The sequence below is a fragment of the Streptomyces spinoverrucosus genome, from assembly GCF_015712165.1.
Lineage (GTDB): Bacteria > Actinomycetota > Actinomycetes > Streptomycetales > Streptomycetaceae > Streptomyces > Streptomyces spinoverrucosus_A.
In genome coordinates this window covers 2234519-2258474 of sequence record NZ_JADPZX010000001.1, presented here as the reverse complement: position 1 = coordinate 2258474, position 23956 = coordinate 2234519, and the positions used below count along the sequence as shown (strand labels likewise).

17 protein-coding genes and 1 pseudogene are annotated in these 23956 nt (G+C 71.8%); 11 read left to right on the top strand and 7 right to left on the bottom strand.

Annotated elements, in window-relative coordinates:
- The first annotated feature begins 77 nt into the window (after positions 1 to 77).
- The 8 genes from I2W78_RS09990 (at position 78) to I2W78_RS09955 (ending at position 9709) form a co-directional block, all read left to right on the top strand.
- Positions 78 to 1613: a gamma-aminobutyraldehyde dehydrogenase gene (locus I2W78_RS09990; RefSeq protein ID WP_196458815.1), complete on the top strand. Its 1536-nt coding sequence runs from the start codon at positions 78 to 80 to the stop codon at positions 1611 to 1613.
- A gap of 53 nt (positions 1614 to 1666) precedes the next feature.
- A complete protein-coding gene (locus tag I2W78_RS09985) occupies positions 1667 to 2911 on the top strand; it encodes an ABC transporter substrate-binding protein (RefSeq protein WP_196458813.1) in 1245 nt (414 codons plus the stop codon).
- Positions 2912 to 2919: 8 nt separating this feature from the next.
- Positions 2920 to 4065, top strand: coding sequence for an ABC transporter ATP-binding protein (locus I2W78_RS09980; protein ID WP_196464492.1), 1146 nt, complete (start codon positions 2920 to 2922; stop codon positions 4063 to 4065).
- Positions 4065 to 4991, top strand: a complete 927-nt coding sequence (locus I2W78_RS09975; RefSeq protein ID WP_196458811.1) for an ABC transporter permease — start codon at positions 4065 to 4067, stop codon at positions 4989 to 4991. Before I2W78_RS09980 ends, I2W78_RS09975 begins: the two co-directional genes overlap by 1 nt.
- Positions 4992 to 5792: an ABC transporter permease gene (locus tag I2W78_RS09970; RefSeq protein WP_196458809.1), complete on the top strand. Its 801-nt coding sequence runs from the start codon at positions 4992 to 4994 to the stop codon at positions 5790 to 5792.
- A gap of 23 nt (positions 5793 to 5815) precedes the next feature.
- Entirely contained in the window at positions 5816 to 7249 is a 1434-nt protein-coding gene (locus I2W78_RS09965) for an NAD(P)/FAD-dependent oxidoreductase (RefSeq protein ID WP_196458807.1), read from the top strand.
- Between the two features lie 127 nt (positions 7250 to 7376).
- Entirely contained in the window at positions 7377 to 7829 is a 453-nt protein-coding gene (locus I2W78_RS09960) for a hypothetical protein (protein WP_196458806.1), read from the top strand.
- Positions 7830 to 7960: 131 nt separating this feature from the next.
- Positions 7961 to 9709, top strand: a complete 1749-nt coding sequence (locus tag I2W78_RS09955) for a chitinase (protein WP_230886042.1) — start codon at positions 7961 to 7963, stop codon at positions 9707 to 9709.
- Here the strand turns inward: I2W78_RS09955 and I2W78_RS09950 are convergent.
- Together I2W78_RS09950 and gabT are read right to left on the bottom strand one after the other, a co-directional pair.
- Positions 9697 to 10311, bottom strand: coding sequence for a phosphatase PAP2 family protein (locus I2W78_RS09950; protein ID WP_307783657.1), 615 nt, complete (start codon positions 10309 to 10311; stop codon positions 9697 to 9699). The two genes, I2W78_RS09955 and I2W78_RS09950, sit on opposite strands and share 13 nt — an antisense overlap.
- 449 nt (positions 10312 to 10760) lie before the next feature.
- Positions 10761 to 12095, bottom strand: a complete 1335-nt coding sequence (gene gabT / locus I2W78_RS09945) for a 4-aminobutyrate--2-oxoglutarate transaminase (RefSeq protein WP_196458800.1) — start codon at positions 12093 to 12095, stop codon at positions 10761 to 10763.
- 243 nt (positions 12096 to 12338) lie between these two features.
- On the opposite strand from gabT, the pseudogene I2W78_RS09940 reads away from it, so the two are divergent.
- From I2W78_RS09940 to I2W78_RS09930, 3 genes and pseudogenes are all read left to right on the top strand, one after another.
- Positions 12339 to 14467 (top strand): annotated as a pseudogene (locus tag I2W78_RS09940) (ATP-binding protein).
- Between the two features lie 175 nt (positions 14468 to 14642).
- The gene (locus tag I2W78_RS09935; RefSeq protein WP_196458798.1) at positions 14643 to 16211 is read left to right on the top strand and encodes a PucR family transcriptional regulator; all 1569 of its coding nucleotides are present in this window, start codon (positions 14643 to 14645) and stop codon (positions 16209 to 16211) included.
- Positions 16212 to 16358: 147 nt separating this feature from the next.
- The gene (locus tag I2W78_RS09930; protein ID WP_196458796.1) at positions 16359 to 17804 is read left to right on the top strand and encodes an aldehyde dehydrogenase family protein; all 1446 of its coding nucleotides are present in this window, start codon (positions 16359 to 16361) and stop codon (positions 17802 to 17804) included.
- 82 nt (positions 17805 to 17886) lie between these two features.
- On the opposite strand, the gene I2W78_RS09925 is transcribed toward I2W78_RS09930, so the two are convergent.
- The 5 genes from I2W78_RS09925 to I2W78_RS09905 form a co-directional block, all read right to left on the bottom strand.
- Complete coding sequence (locus I2W78_RS09925) at positions 17887 to 18300, bottom strand: lasso peptide biosynthesis B2 protein (protein ID WP_196458794.1); 414 nt, start codon at positions 18298 to 18300, stop codon at positions 17887 to 17889.
- The gene (locus I2W78_RS09920) at positions 18297 to 18554 is read right to left on the bottom strand and encodes a lasso peptide biosynthesis PqqD family chaperone (protein ID WP_196458792.1); all 258 of its coding nucleotides are present in this window, start codon (positions 18552 to 18554) and stop codon (positions 18297 to 18299) included. Before I2W78_RS09920 ends, I2W78_RS09925 begins: the two co-directional genes overlap by 4 nt.
- Positions 18551 to 20443, bottom strand: a complete 1893-nt coding sequence (locus I2W78_RS09915; protein WP_196458789.1) for an asparagine synthase-related protein — start codon at positions 20441 to 20443, stop codon at positions 18551 to 18553. The genes I2W78_RS09920 and I2W78_RS09915 overlap by 4 nt, the downstream gene beginning before the upstream one ends.
- Positions 20444 to 20512: 69 nt before the next feature.
- Positions 20513 to 20656 carry a lasso RiPP family leader peptide-containing protein gene (locus I2W78_RS09910; RefSeq protein ID WP_196458787.1) on the bottom strand — a complete coding sequence of 48 codons (144 nt, stop codon included), beginning with the start codon at positions 20654 to 20656 and terminating at the stop codon, positions 20513 to 20515.
- A 365-nt stretch (positions 20657 to 21021) separates the two neighbouring features.
- Positions 21022 to 23868 carry a glycoside hydrolase family 3 C-terminal domain-containing protein gene (locus I2W78_RS09905; RefSeq protein WP_196458785.1) on the bottom strand — a complete coding sequence of 949 codons (2847 nt, stop codon included), beginning with the start codon at positions 23866 to 23868 and terminating at the stop codon, positions 21022 to 21024.
- Between the last annotated feature and the right edge of the window lie 88 nt (positions 23869 to 23956).

Here is a 23956-nt window from a genome sequence, read left to right as displayed (position 1 = left end):
AGGATCGGCACTCAAATCGAGCTGGAGCTACGCCACCCGCCCCGAGGGACAGCGGGGCGACGGCGGAGGAGAGCGACATGCACAACCCGGGAAAGACCACCCCGGAACGATTTCCCGCCCAGGACCGTTTCGCGGACGGCGCCCAGTACATCGCGGGCCGCCTCACCAAGGGCACCTCGGGCCGGACCCACGCGGTCGTCGACCCGGCCACCGGCGAGGAGGTCCTCACCTACGACCTGGCCGGCCCGGACGACGTGGACGCGGCCGTCGCCGCCGCCCGCGAGGCCTTCCCTGCGTGGGCCGGCGCCACCCCCGGTGAGCGTTCCGACGCGCTGCACCGCTTCGCCGCCGTGCTCGCCGAGCGCGCGGAGGACTTCGCCCGCGCCGAGTCCCTGCAGTGCGGCAAGCCGCTGAAGCTGACCCGCGAGTTCGACGTGCCCGGCACGATCGACAACACCGCGTTCTTCGCGGGCGCCGCCCGGCACCTCCAGGGCCAGTCCGCGGGCGAGTACTCCGGCGACCACACCTCGTACGTACGGCGCGAACCCATCGGCGTCGTCGGCTCCATCGCGCCCTGGAACTACCCCCTCCAGATGGCCGCGTGGAAGATCCTCCCGGCGATCGCCGCGGGCAACACGATCGTGCTGAAGCCCGCCGAACTGACCCCGCTGACCTCGCTGCTGTTCGCGCAGGCCGCCACCGACGCCGGGATCCCGGACGGCGTGATCAACATCGTCACCGGCACCGGCAAGGAGGCCGGCGAGCACCTCGTGGGCCACCCGGACGTGGTCATGACGTCCTTCACCGGCTCCACCGCCGTCGGCAAGCGCGTCGCCGAGATCGCCACAGCCACCGTCAAGCGGCTCCACCTGGAGCTGGGCGGCAAGGCGCCCTTCCTGGTGTTCGACGACGCCGAGCTGGACGCCGCCGTCAACGGCGCGGTCGCGGGCGCACTCATCAACACCGGCCAGGACTGCACGGCCGCCACGCGCGCGTACGTGCAGCGGCCGCTCTACGAGGCCTTCGTGGAGCGGACCGCCGCCCTCATGGACGGCGTCCGCCTCGGCGACCCGTTCGCGGCGGGCACCGATCTCGGGCCGCTGATCTCGCACGTCCAGCGGGACCGCGTCGCCGGTTTCGTCGACCGGGCCCGTGCCTACGCGCGCGTGGTCACCGGTGGGGAGGCCCCCCAGGGCGAGCTCAAGGACGGCGCCTACTACCGGCCCACGCTCGTCGCGGACGCGCCGCAGGACAGCGAGATCGTCCAGTCCGAGATCTTCGGACCGGTCCTCGTCGTGCTGCCCTTCGACACCGACGACGAAGGCATCCGGCTCGCCAACGACACCCCGTACGGCCTCGCGGCCTCCGCCTGGAGCCGTGACGTCTACCGTGCGAACCGCGCCACCCGCGAGATCAAGGCGGGCTGCGTGTGGGTGAACGACCACATCCCGATCATCAGCGAGATGCCGCACGGCGGATACAAGCAGTCCGGCTTCGGCAAGGACATGTCCGTCTACTCGTTCGACGAGTACACGCAGCTCAAGCACGTTATGTTCGATAATACGGCGGTCGCTCGGAAGGACTGGCACCGCACGATCTTCGGGGACCGATAACCACTTCAGGCCGCCCGAACCGCGGCCGCCCATCCCGAAAGGGCACCACGCGCATGGAGCAGTACGAGCCCGACCGCCCGTCCGCGGCCCAAGTGGCCGCCATGCGGCGCAGCCTCCGCAACGGCAGGGCCTCCCTCACCCGCCGTTCGCTGCTGCGCGCCTCCGCCGGTGGCGCGCTCGCGGTCGGCGGCCTGGGGGCGCTGAGCGCCTGCGGCATTCCCCCGGCGGCGCAGACGTCCGGAGTGTCGTCCGAGGACCACTCGGCGAAGGAGAAGACCGTCAACTTCTCCAACTGGACCGAGTACATGGACGTCGACGACAGCGGCAAGCGTCATCCGACGCTCGACGAGTTCAAGAAGCGCACCGGCGTCACCGTCAAGTACACCGAGGACATCAACGACAACGTCGAGTTCTTCGGCAAGATCAAGCCGCAGCTCGCGGCCGGCCAGGACACCGGCCGCGACCTGATCTGCGTGACGGACTGGCTCGCCGCGCGCCTCATCCGCTTCGGCTGGGTCCAGAAACTGGACGCGTCCAACCTGCCCACCGCGTACGCGAACCTCTCCCAGCAGTTCCGCAGTCCCGACTGGGACCCGGGACGGGCGTACTCCTACCCCTGGACCGGCATCTCCACGGTCATCGCCTACAACAAGAAGGCGCTGGACGGCGTCGAGGTCACGTCCGTCTCCGACCTGCTCGACAACCCCAAGCTCAAGGGCCGCGTCGGCTTCCTGTCCGAGATGCGCGACAGCGTCGGCATGACGCTGCTGGACATGGGCAAGGACCCGGCCAAGTTCACCGACGACGACTTCGACGCGGCGATCGCCCGCATGCAGAAGGCCGTCGACCAGGGGCAGATCCGCCGCTTCACCGGCAACGACTACACCTCGGACCTGTCCAAGGGCGACTTCGCGGCCTGCATCGCCTGGGCCGGGGACGTCGTCCAGCTCAAGGCGGACAGCCCGGACGTCGACTTCGTCATCCCCGACAGCGGTTACATGACGTCGACGGACAACCTCCTGGTGCCCAACAAGGCCCGCCACAAGACCAACGCCGAGCGGCTCATCGACTTCTACTACGAGCCGGGTCCGGCCGCGCAGCTCGCCGCGTACATCAACTACGTGTGCCCCGTCGACGGGGTGAAGGCCGAGCTCGCCAAGATCGACGAGTCCGCGGCGAACAACCCGCTGATCATTCCCGACCAGGAAATGGCCGCCAAGTCTCACGCCTTCCGCTCGCTGAGCTCGAAGGAAGAGACGGCCTACGAAGAGAAGTTCGCGAAGCTCACAGGGGCGTGACGACGACGATGACGACGAAGGACAGCAGCGGCGACGTCCGCCTCTCCGGAATCAGCAAGACCTACGGCTCCTTCACCGCCGTACATCCGCTGGACCTGACCGTCCCGCAGGGCTCCTTCTTCGCCCTGCTCGGCGCCTCGGGCTGCGGCAAGACCACCACCCTGCGCATGATCGCGGGACTCGAGGAGCCGACGAGCGGCACCGTCTCGCTCGGCGACCAGGACGTGACCGCGCTGCCGCCGTACAAGCGGCCGGTGAACACGGTCTTCCAGTCCTACGCGCTCTTCCCGCACCTCGACATCTTCGAGAACGTCGCCTTCGGGCTGCGCCGGCGCGGCATGAAGAGCGTGAAGAAGCAGGTCGAGGAGATGCTGGAGCTGGTCCAGCTCGGCGAGCAGGCCCGCAAGAAGCCGCACCAGCTCTCCGGCGGCCAGCAGCAGCGCGTCGCCGTCGCCCGCGCGCTGATCAACCACCCCAAGGTGCTGCTCCTCGACGAGCCGCTCGGCGCCCTCGACCTGAAGCTGCGCCGCCAGATGCAGCTGGAGCTCAAGCGCATCCAGACCGAGGTCGGCATCACCTTCGTGCACGTCACGCACGACCAGGAGGAGGCCATGACGATGGCCGACACGGTCGCCGTGATGAACGCGGGCCGGGTCGAGCAACTCGGCGCGCCCGCCGACCTGTACGAGAACCCGCGCACCACCTTCGTCGCCAACTTCCTCGGCACCTCCAACCTGATCGAGGCCGAGGTCGACACCAAGGCGGGCGACGACATCGTCCTCAAGGCGGGCGGCGGCAAGCTCACCCTTCCCGCCGGGCGCTGTTCCGCGTCCACGGCGACCGGCGGCAAGGTGCTGGTCGGTGTGCGCCCGGAGAAGATCTCCCTGGTCCACGCGGACGACGCCGGTGAGATCCCGGAGGGCCGCAACCGGATCACCGGCACGATCGCCGACGCCAGCTTCATCGGCGTCTCCACGCAGTACGTCATCGACAGCCCCGTCTGTCCCGAGCTCGCCGTCTACGTGCAGAACGTCGAGCGCGACGGCCGCCTCGCCCCCGGCGCCGACGTCGTCCTGCACTGGAGCCCGGCCCACACCTTCGGCCTGGACGCCACGCAGGACATCGACGCGGGCATCGAGGAAGAGGCCGCCTGATGTCGACGCTCACCGAGGCGCCACCGCCCCTCGCGCCCGCACCGGAGAAGAAGCCACCGCGCCGGCGCGGCCGCCTGACGCCGTACTGGCTGCTGCTGCCCGGCATTCTCTGGCTGCTGATCTTCTTCGCGCTGCCGATGGTCTACCAGGCCTCCACGTCCGTGCAGACGGGCTCCCTGGAGGAGGGCTACGAGGTCACCTGGCACTTCGCCACGTACTGGAACGCCCTGACCGAGTACTGGCCGCAGTTCCTGCGCTCGGTGCTGTACGCCGGTTCCGCGACGATCCTGTGTCTGCTGCTGGGCTATCCGCTGGCGTATCTGATCGCGTTCCGCGCGGGCCGCTGGCGGAACCTGATCATGATCCTGGTGATCGCGCCGTTCTTCACCAGCTTCCTGATCCGCACCCTCGCCTGGAAGACGATCCTCGCGGACGGCAGCCCGCTCGTCGGCGCCCTCAACACCCTGCACATCCTGGACGTCACCAGCTGGCTCGGCATCACCGCCGGGGACCGGGTGCTGGCCACCCCGCTCGCGGTCGTGTGCGGTCTGACGTACAACTTCCTGCCGTTCATGATCCTGCCGCTGTACACCTCGCTGGAGCGCATCAACCCGAGCCTGCACGAGGCGGCGGGCGACCTGTACGCCAGGCCCTGGACGACCTTCCGCAAGGTCACCTTCCCGCTGTCGATGCCCGGTGTCGTCTCCGGCACGCTGCTGACCTTCATCCCGGCCGCCGGTGACTACGTGAACGCCGACCTGCTCGGCTCCACCGACACCCGCATGATCGGCAACGTCATCCAGTCGCAGTTCCTGCGGATTCTGGACTATCCGACGGCCGCCGCCCTTTCCTTCATCCTGATGTTCGCGATCCTCATCATGGTGACGCTCTACATCCGCAAGTCCGGCACGGAGGATCTGGTTTAAATGGCCTTCGTCAACTGGCTCAAGCGCCATCTCGTCGTCATCGCGGGACTGTTCACGCTCGGATTCCTGCTGCTGCCGAACGTCATCGTGACGGTCTTCTCCTTCAACAAACCGAAGGGCCGTTTCAACTACGAGTGGCAGGAGTTCTCCACGGACGCCTGGCGGGATCCGTGCGGTGTCGCCGACCTGTGCGGCTCGCTCTCCCTCAGCCTCCAGATCGCGCTGTGGGCGACGCTGGGCGCGACGGTCCTCGGCGCGATGATCGCCTTCGCGCTGGTGCGGTACCGCTTCCGCGCGCGGGGGGCCGTCAACTCGCTGATCTTCCTGCCCATGGCGATGCCCGAGGTCGTCATGGCGGCCTCACTGCTGACGCTCTTCCTCAACATGGGTGTGCAGTTGGGATTCTGGACGATCCTGATCGCGCACATCATGTTCTGCCTCAGCTTCGTCGTGACGGCCGTCAAGGCGCGCGTGATGTCGATGGACCCGAGGCTGGAGGAGGCCGCGCGCGATCTGTACGCCGGCCCGTTCCAGACCTTCGTGCGGGTCACCCTGCCGATCGCCGCCCCCGGAATCGCCGCGGGCGCGCTGCTCGCCTTCGCGCTCTCCTTCGACGATTTCATCATCACCAATTTCAACGCGGGTTCGACCGTCACCTTCCCCATGTTCGTCTGGGGCTCGGCGCAGCGCGGCACGCCCGTTCAGATCAATGTCATCGGTACGGCCATGTTCGTCGTCGCCGTACTGTTCGTCCTGGCCTCCATGGCCATCGGCAGCCGCCGAAAGCGCCAGAAGGCGTAATGCACTCGTAGGGAGTTGAAATCATGGCCCCGAGCGCCATGAGCCGTGGCAATAACGACAACTGGACGAAGTCCCTTTCCGACGCCCAGCCGGTCGCGTACTGGCTGGACGACCCCGGCAGGCCGCACCCCGAGCCCGCGCTGACCGGCGCCGAGACCTGCGACCTGCTGGTCGTCGGCGGCGGCTACAGCGGACTGTGGACCGCGCTGAACGCCAAGGAGCGCGACCCCGGGCGCGATGTCGTCCTGCTGGAGGGCCGCGAGGTGGGCTGGGCCGCCTCCGGCCGCAACGGCGGCTTCTGCGCCGCCTCCCTCACCCATGGCCTGCCCAACGGCCTGACCCGCTGGCCCGACGAGATCCACAAGCTCCAGGAGCTGGGCGCCCGCAACCTCGACGGCATCGAGGCGGCGGTCGCCCGCCACTCCATCGACTGCGACTTCGAGCGCACCGGCGAGATCGACGTCGCCACCGAGACGTACCAGGCGTGGGAACTGCGCGACTGGTACGAGGAGATGGAGCGCGAAGGCCTCGCGGACGGCGTGGAGTTCCTGGATGCCGAGGCGGTAAGGGCACAGGTCGACTCACCGACTTTCCAGGCCGGCCTCTGGGACCACCGGGGCGTCGCCATGCTCAACCCGGCCAAGCTCGCCTGGGGGCTGAAGCGCGCCTGCCTCGACCTCGGCGTGCGCGTCTACGAGCACACCCCCGCCCTCACCCTGAAGCCGTACGGCCCCGGAATGGCCGTACGCACGCCTTACGGCCAGGTCCGCGCCCGCAAGGTCGCGCTCGGCACAAACATCTTCCCCAGCCTGATCAGACGCGTCCGCGCGTACACCGTCCCGGTCTACGACTACGCCCTGATGACCGAACCGCTCACCGCCGAGCAGCTCGGGGCGATCGGCTGGAAGAACCGGCAGGGCCTCGGGGACAGCGCCAACCAGTTCCACTACTTCCGGCTGTCCGCCGATAACCGCGTCCTGTGGGGCGGCTACGACGCGATCTACCCGTACGGCGGCCGGGTGCGCGCCGAGTACGACGACCGCCCCGAGACGTACGCCAAGCTCGCCGGGCACTTCTTCACCTGCTTCCCGCAGCTGGAGGGCGTCCGCTTCACCCACGCCTGGGGCGGCGCGATCGACACCTGCTCGCGCTTCTCGGCGTTCTTCGGCACGGCACACGCCGGGAAGGTCGCCTACGCGGCGGGCTACACGGGCCTCGGCGTTGGCGCCACCCGCTTCGGCGCCGACGTGATGCTGGATCTGCTGGCGGGGGAGCGGACCGAGCGCACGGAGCTGGAGATGGTGCGCAGGAAGCCGCTGCCGTTCCCGCCTGAGCCGTTCGCGTGGACCGGTATCGCCCTCACCAAGTGGTCGCTGGCCAGGGCTGACGCCCACGGCGGGCGGCGCAACCTGTGGCTGCGGACCATGGACCGGCTGGGGCTCGGCTTCGACAGCTGAGTGTGACTCAGCTCACCCGCATGGGGTGCGGAAACCCGCGTAATGCCCGGCAGGAGACCTCCCTCTCCCTCGTGACGCGACCAGCGTCCACGAGTGCTCTCGATCGAGCAGAGAGGGAGGTTTCCTCATGACAGGCGTGAAGACGGCGGTCGAGTGGCTGGCATCCGTCGCACCGGACCCCGAGGCCTGCCGCTGGGAATGGGAGCGCAACCCGTTGGGGGTCGCGCTGCTGCCCGCCGGCCGGGCCTGGGACGTACTGATCCTGCCGGGCGAGCTCGGCTGTCCCACGCTCGATGTCCTCACCCGCGTCCTCGACCGGCCCGGCCCGGTGCTCGTCGACTTCGGCGACGCCCGGACGGGGTTCTTCGTACCGCCGGGCACGGCGTCCCGGTGGGTCGGCACGGGCATCCGCACCGCCGGAGCGGGCGTCTGGATCGTCGTGCCGTACCCGGGCCGCGCCACCGGCAAGATGCGCTGGCTGGTCCCACCGGACGGCTCGGGCACCCTGACGGACCCGACGCTGCTGGAACTGGCAATGCACGAGGCGGCGGCAAGCCTGGCGACCCGGGAGGAGGACTAGCCGACGAGAACCCTTGACAAGGGCAATTGGTCTGGACCAAGTTGTGGGCGCTCCACCCTCCAATTCCCCCATGCCCGGAGGTACTTGTGGACCGCTTCAGACCCCTCGCCCTCCTCGCCGCCGCGGCAGTGATGCTGTCCGGCGTCACCGCGCTCTCGTCGGCCGCCCGTGCGGCCGACGCGGACCTCGCCCGCAACGGCGGCTTCGAGTCCGGCCTCGACGGCTGGACCTGCACCTCCGGTACGACGGTCGGCTCACCCGTGCGCAGCGGCGGTTCCGCGCTGAAGGCGACCCCGGCCGGCAGCGACAACGCCCGGTGCGCACAGACGGTGACGGTCAAGCCCGACTCCCCGTACACGCTCAGCGGTTACGTCCGCGGCTCCTACGCCTACCTCGGCGCCTCCGGCACCGGCACCACCGACGTCTCCACCTGGACCCAGTCCGCCCCCGACTGGCAGAAGCTGACGACGACCTTCCGCACGGGCCCGTCCACCACCAAGGTCACCATCTACACGCACGGCTGGTACGGCACCGGCGCCTACCACGCCGACGACATCACGCTGATCGGACCGGGCGTGGACGTCGGACAGCCGCCCGCCGTGCCGACCGGGCTCAGGGCCGGCACGGTCACCTCGTCCTCCGTCGCGCTGTCCTGGTCCGCGGTCTCCGGCGCGACCGGCTACGCCGTCTACCGCGACGGGGCCAGGGTCCAGACGGTCACCGGGACTTCGGCCACGGTCACCGGGCTCGCGCCCGAGACGGCGTACGGCTTCCAGGTCTCGGCCGTCAACGACGCGGGCGAGTCGGCGCGTTCGGCGACCGTCACCGCCACCACCACGGCCGGAGGCGGCGGCAACCCGGTGGAACTCCCGCCGCACGCCCTCGTCGGCTACCTCCACGCCAGCTTCGCCAACGGCTCCGGCTACACCCGCCTCGCCGACGTCCCCGACAGCTGGGACGTCATCGACCTGGCCTTCGGCGAGCCGACCTCGGTCACCTCCGGCGACATCCGCTTCGACCGCTGCCCGGCGAGCGAGTGCCCGGGCGTGGAGAGCGACGCCGAGTTCAAGGCGGCGATCCGCGCCAAGCAGGCGGCGGGCAAGAAGGTGCTGATCTCGATCGGCGGCCAGAACGGTCAGGTGCAGCTCACCACCACGGCCGCCCGCGACACCTTCGTCTCCTCCGTCTCGAAGATCATCGACGAGTACGGCCTCGACGGCCTCGACATCGACTTCGAGGGCCACTCACTGTCCCTGAACGCCGACGACACCGACTTCAAGAACCCCAAGACACCGGTCATCGTGAACCTGATCTCGGCGCTGAAGACCCTGAAGGCCAGGTACGGCGACGACTTCGTGCTGACCATGGCGCCGGAGACGTTCTTCGTCCAGCTCGGCTACCAGTACTACGGCACCGGCCAGTGGGGCGGCCAGGACCCGAGGGCGGGCGCCTACCTCCCGGTGATCCACGCCATGCGCGACGACCTCACCCTGCTGCACGTCCAGGACTACAACTCGGGCCCGATCATGGGCCTGGACAACCAGTACCACTCCATGGGCGGCGCCGACTTCCACATCGCCATGACCGACATGCTGCTCACCGGCTTCCCGGTCGCCGGCAACCAGAACAACGTCTTCCCGCCGCTGCGCCCGGACCAGGTCGCGATCGGCATGCCGGCGTCCACGAACGCGGGCAACGGTCACGTCCCCCCGGCCGAGGTCGTGAAGACCCTCGACTGCCTGACCAAGAAGACCAACTGCGGCTCGTACGCCACGCATGGCGTCTGGCCGGGGTTGCGCGGCCTGATGACGTGGTCGATCAACTGGGATCGGTACTCGAACTGGGAGTTCCAGCGGACGTTCGACGGCTACTTCGGCTGAGGACGGCTACTCCGGTTGAGTATCCGCACGTAGCACGTCAGCAGCGCCGCGCAGAGGCACCAACTGGCCACGACGTCCAGTGGCCAGTGGTAGCCGCGGCGGACCAGACCGTAGGAGACGCCGAGCACCGCGGCCGCGCAGCCGGCGACCAGCGCGCGGCGGGCGGTCGCGGAGCGCAGCCAGGGCAGGAGGAGCAGGGCCGTGCAGCCGTAGGCGACGGCGGCGGTCGCGGTGTGGCCGGACGGGTAGTAGCCGGTGGCCGGCGGGACCACCGGCGTGCCGGGGCGGTCGGTCAGTTCCTTGAGCGGCACGACGAGGGCCGGGACCAGCGCCATCAGCACGGCGGCCGCCGTCGCCGGAAGCCACCAGCGGTGCGTTCCCGTCGCCCGTGCCCGCCAGGCCGCGAGGCCCGCGGCGAGCGCCAGCACGGGGACGGCCACCTGGACGTTGCCGAGGTCGGAGAGAAGTTCCACGAACCGGTCGGGCCGGACGAGCGTGCGGCTGAGTCCCTCGTCCAGCCGCACCAGCGGCCCGTCGGCGACGACCTGCCAGGTGATCAGGGCGAAGAGGACGACGGGCAGGGCGAGCAGCAGAGGAAACACGGGGAACAGCTTCGCAGGGGTCGGGAGGGTGCGGTCACAGGTGTGGACCATTGGCGCCGGAACGCGCCGAAGGGCCGACGCAAGGGGGGGTGTGCGCCGGCCCTTCAGGGGCGTACCGCACCCAGGCGGCCGTCCTGATCGGAACGTCGCACGCCCCGGGGGGTCTGGGGCGAGCGACCGTCCGATCGGTGAGGAGACCCGGAGCTGAGGGCCCCGGTTGTGTGCGCGAGGGCACGACCAGGTCGAAGCTGGGGAGGCCCCGGCCTGATGTCACCCACAGTTCCCTGCGGGCGGGGTGTATCTCTCATCTGCGTCAGAACCTACGGCAGGCGCCGCGGGCGCGACAGACGGAATCCCGACCCGCCATCCACCTCCCACACGTTCTTCACACGCCCTGCCGTGGGCCCCGTGATGAACGGGGCGGTGGACAGGGCGACGAAGGGCGGTGCTCAGATGCGCGCGAAGGCCTGCTCGATGATGTCGAGGCCCTCGTTCAGCAGGTCCTCGCCGATGACCAGCGGCGGCAGGAAGCGCAGCACGTTGCCGTAGGTGCCACAGGTCAGGACCAGCAGGCCCTCGGCGTGGCAGGCCTTGGCGAGCGCGCCGGTGGCCTCCGGGTTGGGCTCCTTGGTGGCGCGGTCCTTGACCAGCTCGATGGCGATCATCGCGCCGCGGCCGCGGACGTCGCCGATGATGTCGAACTTCTCGGCCATGGCGGTGAGGCGGGCCTTCATGATCGCCTCGATGTTCTTCGCCTTGGCGTTGAGGTCCAGCTCCTTCATCGTCTCGATGGAGCCGAGCGCACCGGCGCAGGCGACCGGGTTGCCGCCGTAGGTGCCGCCCAGGCCACCGGCGTGCGCGGCGTCCATGATCTCGGCGCGACCGGTGACGGCGGCGAGCGGCAGACCGCCCGCGATGCCCTTGGCGGTGGTGATCAGGTCCGGGACGATGCCCTCGTCCTCGCAGGCGAACCACTGGCCGGTGCGGCAGAAGCCGGACTGGATCTCGTCGGCGACGAACACGATGCCGTTGTCGTTGGCGAACTTCACGATCTCCGGCAGGAAGCCCTTCGCCGGCTCGATGAAGCCTCCCTCGCCCAGCACCGGCTCGATGATGATCGCGGCGATGTTCTCGGCGCCGACCTGCTTGGACATCTGGTCGATGGCCATCTTGGCGGCCTCCGGGCCCGCGTTCTCCGGGCCGGTCGGCCAGCGGTAGCCGTACGCCACCGGCACCCGGTAGACCTCGGGCGCGAACGGGCCGAAGCCGTGCTTGTACGGCATGTTCTTGGCGGTCAGCGCCATGGTGAGGTTCGTACGGCCGTGGTAGCCGTGGTCGAAGACGACGACGGCCTGGCGCTTGGTGTACGCGCGGGCGATCTTGACGGCGTTCTCGACGGCCTCGGCGCCGGAGTTGAACAGCGCGGACTTCTTGGCGTGGTCACCCGGCGTCAGCTCGGCCAGCGCCTCGGCGACCTCGACGTACCCCTCGTACGGAGTGACCATGAAACAGGTGTGCGTGAAGTCGGCGAGTTGGGCGCCGGCACGGCGTACGACGGCCTCGGCGGACGCGCCGACGGATGTCACGGCGATACCGGAACCGAAGTCGATCAGCCGGTTGCCGTCGACGTCCTCGATGATCCCGCCGCCCGCACGCGCGGTGAACACCGGCAGCACGGAGCCCACACCCTGGGCGACCGCGGCGGTACGACGGGCCTGCAGTTCCTGCGACTTCGGGCCGGGGATGGCGGTGACGACGCGGCGCTCCTGCGGGATTGCGGTCATGAGGGGCTCCTGGGGTTTTGCGGACGCTTGCGTTCTTTCCTTTTCTCGCAGGTTAGGACCGGGACGGGAGGGTGGGCATGCTCCATGTGGGCGTTGTCAGGGGGGTGGGGTTGTCCGTGTTGGACATAGAAACGCGCCGGTCCGCTCCGCGTGCCGGGCGCCGCAAGCCGTGAACTCCCCTTCCGGGGGCATTAGATTGACTCGCTGATGGTGGACGGAACGGCTGCTCAGGGGGCAAGCGCGATGGACAGCGACGGGACGCAGGACGCGCGGGGTACGCATGCGAATCCTGTACCTCGTCCGGCGGGGCCGCCGCCCCCTTCGCTGCCGCCCCGGCCGGCGCAGGCGCCCGGTGCGCCCCCGCGGCCGGACGGTTCGGCGTTCCTGGCGTGGCTGCGCACGCCCCGGCCGGAGGCGGCGCCCGGCGTGTGGCGGTTCGGACACCGGCCGCGGCCCGCGGAGCAGCCGGAAATCATCCCTGGCCGCCAGCTGATCAGCGGTGCGCTGATCGCCTTCCTCGTCGGCTGGCTGATCTGGTCGCTGCTGCAGAACGGCTACCTCGGCACCTGGTGGTGGATTCCGTTCGACCTGATCGTCCCCGACTCCTGGCGCGGCGGCGACAGCGACATCGGCGAGGTCGGAACCGTTCTCGTGTACCGGGGCTACGAGGTGCTCGTCGCCCTGACCATCATGGTCGCGGCGGGCCGTCTCGGACGGTGGGGCGAGGTGTGGCGCCGCTTCGCCGCCCCCCGCTTCCGGCGCCCGCAACCGCAGGAACCGGCCCCCGCCCCGAGGACGACCCCGCCGGGTGGAACCAGCTCCGGGCCGCCGGCGCGGCCGAGGCCGCCGAGCGGCTGGCGAGTGACGCGCGGGCCGGGCTCATGCGGGACGTCGACCACGCGCGTATCACGCGCGCCTGGCAGGGCGTGCGCAGCGGCCGGCACAGCCTCGCCACCTTCACCGGCGCGGTCCTCAAGGACGGCGCCACCGCCTGTCTGCACCCCTCCGGGGAGCGGGACCTGCCCGGTCGGCTGGCCGAGCACGACCTGGTCACCGGGCAGGTGCGGATGGGCGTCACCGTCGACGACCCCCGCAACCCCTACGCCTACCGCGGCACCGGCCTCGCCCTCGGCCCCGAGCTGCTCGGCACCTCGCTGCTCGCCGTCGGACCCGCCGGTTCCGGCAAGACGGGCCTCGTCGTCTGGCCCGTCGCCGAGGCGCTGTGCCTGCAGGCGCTCGCCGGACGGGCCGCCGTGGTGGTCGTCGGAGCGGCGGGCGCGAGGCTCGGACCCGCCGACGCGTACGACGTCGTCGTACGGATCGGGAACCCCGACTCCATGTACGACCTCGACCTGTACGGCGCCACCACCGACCCCGACGAGGCCGCCGCCATACTGGCCGAGGCCCTGGTCGGGGACCTCGCCGACCCGCACCCCGGCAGCGACAGCCGCCGCTCCACCACGGTGCTGGCCCAGCTCCTCGGCCCGTTCCACGCGGTCCACGGCCGCTTCCCCGCCATTCCGGAACTGCGTGGGCTCCTCGACGGCGCCCCCGGCCCGATGAACGAGCTGCGCACGGCGCTGCAGGACGCCGGGCAGGACTCCCTGCTGCGTGAACTCGACGCCCGCGAGCGGCAGATGGGCCATCCGGGAGACGTGGGCGGCGTGCTCGCCGACCGGGTGGCGCTGCTGGACCGCCCCGCCTTCGCGGGATTCTTCGACACCTCCGGACAGTCCCGGCCGTTCTCGCTGAGGGCCCTCGACCACCCCGTCCGGGTCCGCATCGACCTGCCCGAACGCGGCCACGCGGACGCCTCCCGGATCCTGGCGCGGCTGGTGCTCGCCCAGTTCACGGCGAGCGTGGCGGTACGGGAGGACCGCTCGCTGTTCGCCTGCCTGATCCTCGACGACGCGACCGGCGTCGTCACCGCGGAGGCCGTCCGGGGCATCCAGCGGCTGCGGTCGGCGCACGCCGGGGCCGTGCTGACGCTGCGCACCCTGGACGACGTACCGCGCCCGCTGCGTGGCCCGCTGCTCGGCGCCACCGGATGCCGGGTCGCGCTGTCCGGGCTCACCCCCTGGGACGGGCAGGACTTCGCCGAGGTGTGGGGCAAGGAGTGGACCGAGACGACAGACGTCACCGACCGGCAGATCATCGCCGAGACCCCGGCGGGCAAGGCCGTGCACATGCTGCGCCGGGTGATCACCGGGAAGGCGCCGACCGCGCGGGCGGTCACCGTGCGGCAGGTCGAGCGGGAGCGGTGGTCCGCGTCCGAGCTGGCGCACGCCGTGCCGCCCGGACATGCCGTGCTGTCGCTCACGAACGTGCAGGGTGAGCACGCGCCGCCGCTGCTGGTGGATCTGCGCGACTGAGGAATTCGGCGTGCCGGGACTCGTGCGGGCCGAGGATTGCGGGGTTCGGGAACCCGGGCGGTGGGATTTCGGGGGTGCCGGGACCGTACGGTGAGGCAGAATCGACACAGGTCGTTCATACGTGGCGGCCAAAAGATCACAATGATCATCCCGCCCCCGCAGACCTGAAGGCCCGATGCCCCCCACGCTCGCCTCCCTCGTCCACCACTCCGCGCTCAAACTCACCGTGCGGGCGGGAGAGGACCGCCTCGACGTGCCCGTCCGCTGGGCACACGTCAGCGAGCTCGCCGACCCCGTGCCGTACATGGAGGGCGGGGAACTGCTGCTGATCACCGCGCTCAAGCTGGACGCGGAGGATCCGGAGGCCATGCGGCGCTATGTGAAGCGGCTGGTCGGGGCGGGCGTCGTCGGGCTGGGCTTCGCGGTCGGGGTGAACTACGACGAGATCCCCAAGGCGCTCGTCGACGCGGCCGAGAACGAGGGCCTGCCCCTGCTGGAGGTCCCCCGCCGCACCCCCTTCCTCGCCATCACCAAGGCCGTGTCGGCCGCCATCGCCGCCGACCAGTACCGGGCGGTGACGGCCGGCTTCGCGGCACAGCGGGAACTGACCAAGCAGGCGCTGAGCGAGGGCCCCGAGGGGCTGCTCGCCGTGCTCGCCGCCCAGATCGACGGGTGGGCGGCGCTCTACGACGCCTCGGGCGCCGTCGTCGCCGCCGCGCCGGAGTGGGCCGGCCGCCGGGCCGCGCGGCTCACGGCGGACGTGGAGCGGCTGCGGGACCGGCCGGCGCCGGCCAGCTCCGTGGTCGGCGGACCCGAGCACGAGGACCGCGTCGAACTGCACACCATCGGCACCGGCCGCCGCCCCCGCGCCGCCCTCGCCGTCGGCACGGCCGCCGCCCCCGGCACCGCCGAGCGGTACGCCCTCCACTCGGCCATCGCCCTGCTCACCCTCACCACCGAACGCTCCCGCTCCCTACAGGCCGCCGAGCAGCGCATCGGGGCGGCCGTACTGCGGATGCTGCTCGCCGGTCAGCCGGACCACGCCCGCGCCGTCGCCGGTGACCTGTACGGCGACCTCCTCGACGCGCCCTACCGGATCGTCCTCGCCGAGTGCCCCTCGGGGAACGCGGGCATCGCCGAGGCGGTGGAGGCCGCCGCGGCCCGGTCGGGGGAGTCGGTGCTGGCCGTGCCCGAGGGGGACGGGGAGCGGCTGGTGGTGCTGGCCGCGGACGGGGGCGCGGTGGTCGCCGCGTGCGGGGAGTACGCGGCGGCGCGGCAGGCCGCCCTGGCCGGGCAGGAGCCGTCGGCGGGGGAGGAGGACGACCTGGTCGTCGGCCTGTCGGCACCGGCCGGGCCGATCGCGGCGGCCGCCGCGTACAAGCAGGCCGAGCAGGCACTGTCCGTGGCCCGGCGCCGGGGGCGGGTGCTGGTCGAGCACGAGCAACTGGCGGCGGGGTCGGTGCTGCCGCTGCTCGCCGACGACGCGGTCCGCGCCTTCGCGGACGGCCTGCTGCGCGCGCTGCACGAGCACGACGCCACCGGCCGGGGAGACCTGGTCGCCTCCCTGCGGGCCTGGCTGTCCCGGCACGGCCAGTGGGACGCGGCCGCCGCCGACCTCGGCGTCCACCGGCACACCCTGCGCTACCGGATGCGGCGCGTGGAGGAGATCCTCGGGCGGTCGCTGGACGATCCGGACGTGCGGATGGAGCTGTGGCTGGCGCTGAAGGCGACGTCGCCGGAGTAGACGGGGTTTTCCTGGACCGCCGGGAGGCCAAAGCGGCGTACCTCCGCCGATGAGTGCTACTAATCGGACAACCGCAACAGCCGCCCCGCACCCCTACCGTGGACCGGGAACTCCAAGCACACCTCAACGCGGAAGGGGCCGGGACTCATGACCTCCACCCACGCCTTCTGGCTCGCCGGCCGTCAGGCCACCGGCCAGGACACCTTCGACGTCACCTCCCCGTGGGACGGCCGGCTCGTCGGCAAGGTCAGCGTGCCCACCGACGCCCAGGTCGAGGAAGCCGTGGCCGCCGCGTACGCCGTACGGGACGAGTTCGCCGCCACCCCGGCCCACGTCCGTGCCGCCGCCCTCGACCACGTCAGCAGGCGGCTGGTCGAGCGCACCGAGGAGATCGCCCAGCTGATCTCCGCCGAGAACGGCAAGCCGATCAAGTGGGCGCGCGGCGAGGTCGGCCGCGCGGTGTCCGTCTTCCGGTTCGCCGCCGAGGAGGCCCGCCGCTTCAACGGCGGCGAGGCCCAGCGCCTCGACACCGACGCCGGCGGCCAGGGCCGGCTCGCGCTGACCCGGCGCTTCCCGAAGGGCGTCGTCCTCGGCATCGCGCCCTTCAACTTCCCGCTCAACCTGTGCGCCCACAAGGTCGCCCCGGCCATCGCCGCCGGCGCCCCGATCATCCTCAAGCCGGCGCCGGCCACGCCCCTGTCCGGCCTGATCATCGGCGACCTGCTCGCCGAGACCGACCTGCCGGCCGGCTCCTGGAGCATCCTGCCGGTGCCCAACGAGGCCATGCCCGCCCTCGTCCAGGACGAGCGGCTGCCGGTCATCTCCTTCACCGGTTCCGAGAAGGTCGGCTACGCGATCATGGACTCGGTCCCGCGCAAGCACTGCACCCTGGAGCTGGGCGGCAACGGCGCGGCGGTCGTCCTCGCCGACTACGCGAGCGACGAGGACCTGGACTGGGCGGCGAACCGCATCGCCACCTTCTCCAACTACCAGGGCGGCCAGTCCTGCATCTCGGTGCAGCGCGTGATCGCCGACGCGTCCGTGTACGACCGTCTCCTCCCGCGCGTCGTCGCCGCCGTCGAGGCCCAGGTCACCGGCGACCCTTCCGACCCGAAGACCGACGTCGGTCCGCTGGTCAGCGAGGACGCCGCCAAGCGCGTCGAGTCCTGGGTCGACGAGGCGGTCGCGGCGGGCGCCAAGCTGCTCGCCGGCGGCAAGCGGGACGGCGCCTCCTACGCGCCGACGGTCCTCACCGACGTACCGGCCGATGCCACCATCGCCTGCGAGGAGGTCTTCGGCCCGGTCCTGACCGTGCAGAAGGTGGACGGCGAGGCCGAGGCCTTCGCCGCCGTCAACGACTCCAAGTACGGCCTCCAGGCGGGCGTCTTCACCCACGACGTCCAGGTCGCCTTCCGCGCCCACCGGGCCCTTGAGGTCGGCGGCGTGGTCGTCGGCGACGTCCCCTCCTACCGCGCCGACCAGATGCCGTACGGCGGCGCCAAGCAGTCGGGCGTGGGCCGCGAGGGCGTCCGCTTCGCGATGGACGACTACACCTACGAGCGCGTCCTGGTCCTCACCGGCCTGGCGCTCTGACCCGTCCCGCAGCCCAACGGCCGGAGCCCACTGTGCGGGGGCTCCGGCCGTTGTCGTGTGCCTCCGGCGCCGGGTGAGCGGCTCAGCCCTTCGCCGGGACGCTGATGATCGTCCGGTAGGTGGCGGTGTCCGGCGGCTCGCCCACCCGCCGCCCCTCGGCCTCCACCCAGGCGTGCGCGGCGAACGGCGGCATCCGCACCCCCGAGCACCACGTCGGCCAACTGCCGCGCATACGGCACAACAGGGCCGTCGCCAGTGACCGTGGCAGGCAGAAACGGCCGGCGCACAGGGTGCTGACCGCCGTGACGTCCTCCCGCGCCCGCAGGGCCTGCGCGTAGTCGGCGGGCCGGGCGCCGCGGCGCAGGGCGCCCAGCACGGCGCGGATACGGCGGGGCGGGAGCCGGGCGACGACAAGCGCGGCGGCGACCGCCGTGCGGGCGGCCAGGCGGCGGCCCAGCGGGGGCCGGACCGGGCCGGTGTCCAGGACCTGGCTCATGACGTCGTCACCAGCTTGGCACGGGTGAGTTGGCCGACCAGCGCCGTGACGTCCGCGACCGCGCGTTCCCGGCTCACCGGCCGGGTGGCGGCGAGCCGCTCGGCGATCTGCTCGGGTGTGGCGCCGTCGAGCAGGGCCGACAGGACCAGGGCACCGGTGCCGTTGAGCTGCCAGTAGCGTCCGCTGCGCTCGTCCAGCAGGATCATGCCGTCGTCGGTCGGGCAGGTGGTGACGTCGCTGCGAAGACGGCTCATGGCGTCGTTCCTTCGTACGCGGGTGTGCGGGCGGGCGGGGCAGCCAGGTAGGTCGGCACCGGGTGGGCCGCCAGGTCGCGCAGCCAGGCCTCCGCGCCCAGGGTGGCTTCCAGCTCTCCGGCTCCGCCACGGAGCAGGCCCGGCGACGTCAGGGCCCGCCGCAGCAGCTCCTCGTCAGCCACTCCCGCCGCCACAAGGTGGGAGTCCTCGGCCCAGGCGAGCAGTTCGCGCCGGTGTTGTCGTAGGCCGTCCTGCCAGGCCACGCCGGTGTGGTCCTTGGTCGTGCGGCCCAGCACCCGGGCGGGCACCAGGCCCTCCATCGCGGCTTTCAGCAGCGGCTTGAACGACCAGGGATCGGCGGCCTCGTGCGGGAGCGCCGCCAGGCAGGCGCTGATCACGGCGTCGTCGCAGTACGGGCTGTGGGCGGGCAGCCCGGCGGCCGCGGACTCGTCGGCGAGGTGGGTGGCGATACGGCCGGCCTCCTGCGCCTGGTGCAGCCAGGCGTGCCGAGCGCGGTCGGCGAACAGCGGTACGGCGTCCCTGGCCGCCGCGCGCAGCAGCTCACCGAACAGGTCGGCGGCCGCGTCGCTCGCCCACGGCGGGAGCAACGGCCGTAGCCCCCACGGCTCCTGGACGCAGGCGGCACCGAGGGCCGGGCGGTCGCGCAGCCGTCCGGCGGTGCCGGCCAGCCAGGCGCCGTACGACCGCTGGTCGAGCACCATCCGTACGGTCGCTCCCAGCGGCCAGCGTCCGCGCGCCCGCAGCCCGGCCAGGTGCCGCGTTCCTGTCAGCACGGAGCGGTGCAGCAGCCGGTGCACGTAGGCGTCCGGCGCCTGCACCACGGCGTCACCGCCGTGCCCCGTCAGACGGAGCTCCGCTCCACAGGCCCGCAGCGCCCCGGCGAGTTGTCGCTGCTGCGCCCGGTCACGCAGCAGGCCCGACGGCTCGTCGCCCGGGTCGCGGCGTTCGCCGAGCCCGGTGAAGTGCGCGGGCAGCTCGGAGTACGGGAACTCCAGGCGCTCGGCGATCGGCAGGTGCTCCGCCGCGTGCCGCGCGTACACGTGGTCCTCGGCGCCCGGCGTGCTCTGGTGCACGGTGGCCGTGACCAGGCGCGCGCCCGCCTCGGCGGCCAGGAAGCACAGCGAGGTGGAGTCCATACCGCCGGACAGGTCGGCGCCCAGCACCTCGCCGGGACGCACTCGCAGTGCCACGGCTTCGCGCAGTGCCCGCCGCAGTCCGGACGCGGCCTCGGTGAGCGGCAGTTCGGCCGGGGGCGCCTGCCACCAGGAAGTCGTACGGCACTGCCCGCCCGGCTCCAGCAACAGCGCCTGACCGGGCGTCACGCCGCGAATCCCGCGCCACAGTGCCTCGCCCGCGAGCGGATACGGCACGGTGAAACCCGCCAGGCGTGTCGCCAGCCGCGCGGCGTCCAACTCGGCGCCCGTGAGCCAGGCCAGCGTCCGGGCCCGGTCCGCGCACACGGTGCCGCCCTCGACCTCGACCCAGTACACCCGCCGCTCCTGGGACAGACTGCCTCGCGCATACGTACGGCCGCCGACGGAGGCCAGCACGTGAAAGCTGCCGTGCGCACCCTCCAACGCGCCCTCGACATCCGCCGGTTCCCGCACCCGCCGCACCCGCACGGCCAGGTCCCCGGCCGTCAGCGAGCACGTCCCGGCAACCGCCAGCCGCACCTCACCGACGCGGGCGACCAGCACCTCGCCCGGGGACGGCCAGGTGCCGACCAGCCAGGGCCGCCCGGAGGCGTGGGTGACGACGTGGGCGGCACGCTGCCGTAACCGCCCCAGGAGGCCGGGGCCCGGCTCACGGTCGGGAAGAACGACGAACCAGCAGGCGGGCATGGAGCCTCCGGGAACGGGGACGGACACCGGTCGAAGGGAAGTCACCGACTGGTGTGGGTGGCGCCCCGGACGGGCACCACCCACACCGCGAGCCACTCAGCCGAGCAGCACGAACCCGCCACCGAAGAAGTCGGGATAGTCCCCGACGATGCCCTGGGTCAGCTCGGCGTAGTCGCCGGCCTCGGCCAGCAGCGGGGTCTCGTAGACTTCGGCCGGTTCGATGTGCAGCGTCTCGCTCATCGCGATCACCTCCGATACACGGCGGGCGGCACGTCCGCCCCGACCTCAGTGAGACACGCGCGAGCCGACGCCAGCCACCGCGACCGTCGTGCACCATCCCTTCGAGGGACGGCACACCGACTAAACGTAGTGACCGCAGGTCAGAGGGCTCTCCCGCCGAGTCGACGCGCGCGCCTCCACCTCCGCTCGCACCGGCACGCGCCCCTGCGCCGTACGAGCCCCGCCGCGGGAGGGCACAGCCACTGGCTAATGGGAACCATTTTCAGGTAACCTCGGCGGTGACGCGAGCTCGTCGTCCCGAAGGGGCCCGGCACCGATGCCTTCCGGTGCCGGGCCCCTTCCTCGCGTCGGCCTGGTCCGGACCCTCAACCGGAGAAGCCGACGTGCGCCAGCCGCAACGGGCCGCGCAGGCGGAGGTGGACGTCGTGCACGCCGGCGGCGGTGATGCCGGCGGACACCGTGGTGTAGTCGTACGGTCCCGGGGTCGGCGTACCCGACGTGACGGTCGCCGGCGTCGGGTCGCCGTCGAGGGAGAGTTCCACCGTGCCCTCGCCCGCGACCCGCACGGTCACCTCCGTGACGCCGGCGCCGAAGTCGCAGGCCCGGTAGACCAGTTCCCCGGTACCGCCTCCCACCGGCGTCACCGCGTCGCCCGAGGTCTTCGTGCGGTCGACGATCTCCGTGCCGCTCTGCTCGTCGTAGTCCGCCGCCTCCAGGCCGCGCCGGACCACGGCACGCGGCGTCGCGGGCTCGCCGTCCAGTGTCACGGTCGTCCGAAGGCGGATGTCCTCGCTGGAGGCGCCGATCAGGAGGTCGTACGGGCCCGGGTCCAGGCGCCATCCGCCGTGGGCGACGTCCCAGAACGAGAAGGAAGCCGGCGGGAGCTCGAAGACGAGCTCCTCCGTCGCGCCGGGGGCCAATGTGACCCGCCGGTGGCCGAGCAGTTCGCGGCGTGGGCGGGTCACCGACGGCTCGGCGGCGTGGCCGTACACCTGGGCCACCTCGTCGGCCGTCATGTCGCCGGTGTTGGTGACCGTGAACGACAGCCGCACCGCCTCTCCCTCCACGCGGGCCGCGACATCGGCGTAGGAGAAGGACGTGTACGACAGGCCGTGCCCGAAGGGGAACAGCGGTGCTCCCTCGAAGTAGAGGTATGTCTGCCGGCCGCCGATCACGTCGTAGTCGAGCAGGTCGGGCAGGTCGGCGTCGTCGGCGTACCAGGTCTGGGGGAGGCGGCCGGCGGGGGAGACGTCGCCGGCCAGGACGCCGGCCAGCGCGGTGCCGGCCGCCTGGCCGCCGTGCGCGGTCCACAGGACGGCGGGCAGCGGGGCCGCGTCGATCGCGTACGGGTAGGCGGAGACCAGGGCCAGTACCGTGCGCGGGTTGGCGGCCCCGGCGGCGCGCAGCAGGCGTTCCTGGTGCTCGGGCAGGCGCAGGGTCGTACGGTCCTCGGTCTCGCGGCCGTTGATGTGCGGGTCGTTGCCCGCGACGACCACCACGACGTCCGCCCCGGCCGCGGCCCGCGCCACCGCGTCCTCGCCGCGTTCGACGTGGACGACCTCGAAGATCTCCGGGTTCTCCTCGGCAACCTTCACCCCGTCGGCGGCGACACAGACATGGCGACCCGTGCCCAGATGCCGCAGGAGGTGACCGTTCTCATGGGGTTCGAGGTGGAAGGTCTCCTGGACCACCCAGCCGCCGGGCCGGTCGGCCGACGCGCGTACGTAACCGTCCTCGGCGACGGACAGGTAGCGGCCGTCGGGAGCGCGCAGGGTCAGGACGCCCTCGCCCCAGTCGATCAGGGCGAGTTCGGTGCCGGTGGCGTCGGCGGTCAGCGGCGGCAGGTCCGTGCGGCCCGCGAGGAGGGCCGGGTCGAGGGCGCCCTCGGCGCCGCGCATCTCGTCGGCGGCGTCCGCCACCGGCACATGGAGAAACGTACCGGCGGATGTCCTCAGCCGGATCCGGTCCACGCCCTCGGCGAACTCCACCCGGTCGGCTCCGAACCGGTCGTACAGGCCCTCCAGAGGTGTGGACCGGTGCAGGAGCGTGCCGCTGTACCAGTCGAGCTTGCACTCGTCGGCGAGCAGACCGACGACCGCGACGCGGGTGTTCGGGGCGAGCGGCAGCAGACCGTCGTTCCGGAGCAGGACGATCGCCTGCTCGGCGGACTCCCGCGCGAGCGCGCGGTGCTCCGGTGTGTCGAAGGCGCCGTTCTCCTCGTACCCCGCCTCGTCGAAGTACCCCGCCTCGTCGAACTCGCCGAGGCGGAAGCGGACCGACAGCTGGCGGCGGACGGCCGCGTCGATGTCGGCCTCGGTCAGCAGACTCTGCTCGTAGGCCCGCTTGATCCGCCCGGTGATCTGCGAGCTGTCGGTGCCGTGGTCCGTGAAGCTGTCGACCCCGGCGAGCAGCGCGGCCGCCGTCGCCTCCTCGTGCGTGTCGAAGTAGTGCTCGGAGTCGACCAGGTTGGAGGGCGCCCCCGCGTCCGAGCAGACCAGCAGGTCCTCGTCGGTCCAGGTGCGCAACTGCTCGCGCAGATACGGCGAGAGGTGGTTCGGGCGGCCGTTGACCAGGTTGTACGCCGGCATCACCCCGGCCACCGCGCCCGCCTCGACGGTCGCGCGGAAGGCGCGCAGGTCGTACTCGTGCAGCACGCGCGGGCGGACCGAGCTCGACGAGGTGGAGCGGTCGGTCTCGTTGTTGTGCGCGAGCCAGTGCTTCAGGACGGGGGCCGTGCGCCAGTACGTCGGGTGGTCGCCGCGCAGGCCCCGGGTGTAGGCGGTGGCGATGGCCGAGGTCAGCCCGGGGTCCTCGGAGTAGCCCTCCTCGTTACGGCCCCACAGCGGGTGACGCAGCAGGTTCACCGTCGGCGACCAGACGTTGAGGCCGACCCGTTCGTCGCGGGTGCGCATCGCGCGCGCCTCGCGGGACACGGCCTCGCCGACCCGTCGTACGAGATCGGGATTCCAGGTCGCGCCGAGTCCGACCGCCTGCGGGAAGACCGTCGCCGGGCCCATCCACGCCACACCGTGCAGCGCCTCCTGGCCGGTGCGGAAGGCCTGGACGCCGAGCCGCTCGACCGCGGGCACGAACTGGTGCAGGAAGGCGACCTTCTCGTCCAGGGTGAGCCGCGACAGCAGGTCGTCGATGCGCTTCGCGAACGGCAGACGCGGATCGCGGAAAGGCGGCCTGGGCGGCGTTTGTGCGGTCACGTGGGGTTCCCCTTGCGATGGAGCGGCGAGGCGCTTTCGAAGCGCTTCGATGCTCAGTCGACGGACGGTCGGGTGTCAAGAGACCGGC